The organism is Burkholderia paludis (assembly GCF_000732615.1).
Classification (GTDB): Bacteria; Pseudomonadota; Gammaproteobacteria; order Burkholderiales; family Burkholderiaceae; genus Burkholderia; species Burkholderia paludis.
In genome coordinates this window covers 1-2,054 of sequence record NZ_JPGL01000136.1, presented here as the reverse complement: position 1 = coordinate 2,054, position 2,054 = coordinate 1, and the positions used below count along the sequence as shown (strand labels likewise).

The window sequence follows — 2,054 nt, the reverse complement described above, 5'->3', positions numbered from 1 at the left end:
GAATACGACCACATGAAGCAGACGTTCAATACAGCGGCGTTGCTCGGCGATATGGGGACGGGTGGTGCACTGACCGATGTCGTGTTGGCGATTGGTCGTATCAACCACTTCGGTGGCAATGCGCTTGTTGCCGGTACAACGGATTCGCAGCATCCGGTCGCCGTTGTCGTGCGACCGCCGTCGAAACTTACCGCAATCGACCCGAACAAGGACTGGTTCCGGGCTCGTGGCGAGAACAATGCCTATCTTCCGTGGTGGGGGCGTCGTCACGATACCGACTACGGGATGCAGGGCTATTCGTGGTGATCCAATTCGCGAGAAGGACGTATGCGTGGAATCATTCGAGTTGGTGACGTTCACAGTCACGGCGGAGTCGTACAGACGGGTGCGCCCAACAGTAAGGTCATAGGTCGCGCCGTGGGGCGTATCGGGGACCACTGTGTCTGTCCGATGCACGGAGACGTTGTGATTGTCGAGGGCGACCCGGAGATGAAGGTCGAGGGATCTCACGCGGCTTTTCACGGTCACAAAACTTCGTGTGGCGCCGTTCTGTTTTCTAGTCTGCCAACATCAGGACGCCCCTGAGGTAGGCGGTGGGCGTTCGCCGATTCATGTGGTTAAACATTGCGAAGAAGCTACTCAGGATCGCGAAGTGTTGATGCCAGTGTTTTGGGGCACTACTCACTTCGCGTGTACCGCGGTTGACGATTGCTTTGAGATTTGAGGCGATGCTGAGAGCACTACGGCGAAAACAGCCCGTGACTTGTCTGGTGGCGATGGGCGTTGTGGCAGCACTTACATCCTCACAGGTCGTCTTGTCCAATCCGACCGACGCAGATTGAACCGCCCCGAGTTTTGTGGAGGCTCCAACTCTTGAGAGAATGGAGCCATGAACAAGAAGCCAAGCAAGTTTTCCCCGGAAGTTCGAGAGCGCGCAGTGCGCCTGGTACGCGAGCAGCGTAGCGAGCACCCGTCGATGTGGGCGGCAGTCGAATCGATTGCGCCGATGATCGGCTGCACGCCGCAGACGCTGTTGGATTGGGTTAAGCGCGACGAGGTCGACCGTGGAGAGCGCGATGGCGTGAGTACGGCCGAGCGTGAACGCATCAAAGCCTTAGAGCGCGAGGTCAAGGAACTGCGCCGGACCAACGAGATTCTCAAACTGGCGAGCGCATTTTTCGCCCAGGCGGAGCTCGACCGCCGTGAAGGCCTTCGTTGATCAGCATCGCGACACCTTCGGGGTCGAGCCGATCTGCAAGGTCTTGCGGATTGCCCGGTCGGGCTACCGACGCCATGCAGCACAACTTCGCGATCCGTCGAAACGCTGCGCCCGCGCGAAACGCGATGAGCTTTTGCAACCGGAGAACAAGCGTGTCTGGCAGGCCAACATGCAGGTCTATGGCGTGCCGAAGGTCTGGAAGCAGATGAACCGAGAAGGCATTGCGGTGGCACGCTGCACGGTCGGACGGTTGATGAAGCTGCAGGGCTTGCGTGGCGCAGTTCGCGGTAAGCGTGTTCGCATGACGGGCCTTCCCGTTTGTTCCGAGCCCCATCCCAGTGGTCGTCCCATTCAACACCTCCAATCTGGAGATGTTGCGACGACCAGTTGAATCCGCCAACGAGGGAATCCGTCGAACTGGCAACGCTGGAATGGGTGGCCTGGTACAACCATCATCGACTGATGGAACCGCTCGGCTATATCCCGCCCGCTGAGGCTGAGGCAAACTACTACAGGCAACTCAGAAATGCCGCTGACGTGCCTGCATTAACTTAAACCAACCAGCCTCCACGATTCCCGGTGCGGTTCAAAGTGAAGGTACCATACCGACAAAGATCGTGGGCGAGCGCGAAGGACAGTTTTATCTCAGCGTCGGAGGTGGAGTATGAAGACACTGACTGCGACTGGCTCGCGACGTATTGTAGTGGTCTAATGAACCCGGACACTGATTTAGGCGAGAATGCTCGCCATGAAGAGGTGTCTAATGACCAAGCGACGTCGTACGTTTTCCCCGGAGTTCAAACAGCAAGCCGCGTGTCTGGTGCTCGACCAGGGC

General features: G+C 58.1%; 1 protein-coding gene, 2 pseudogenes and 1 other annotated feature. All 3 genes and pseudogenes read left to right on the top strand.

The features are described 5' to 3' along the window. A pseudogene (locus GQ56_RS0138765) lies at positions 1-306 on the top strand (virulence factor); the annotation flags it as partial. A gap of 21 nt (positions 307-327) precedes the next feature. Further along, positions 328-585 carry a PAAR domain-containing protein gene (locus tag GQ56_RS42760; RefSeq protein WP_075123137.1) on the top strand — a complete coding sequence of 86 codons (258 nt, stop codon included), beginning with the start codon at positions 328-330 and terminating at the stop codon, positions 583-585. Between the two features lie 304 nt (positions 586-889). Further along, positions 890-1,774, top strand: a pseudogene (locus GQ56_RS43590) (IS3 family transposase). Next, positions 1,171-1,277 (top strand) — a sequence feature (AL1L pseudoknot). (Overlaps the previous pseudogene by 107 nt.) Positions 1,775-2,054: the final 280 nt, after the last annotated feature.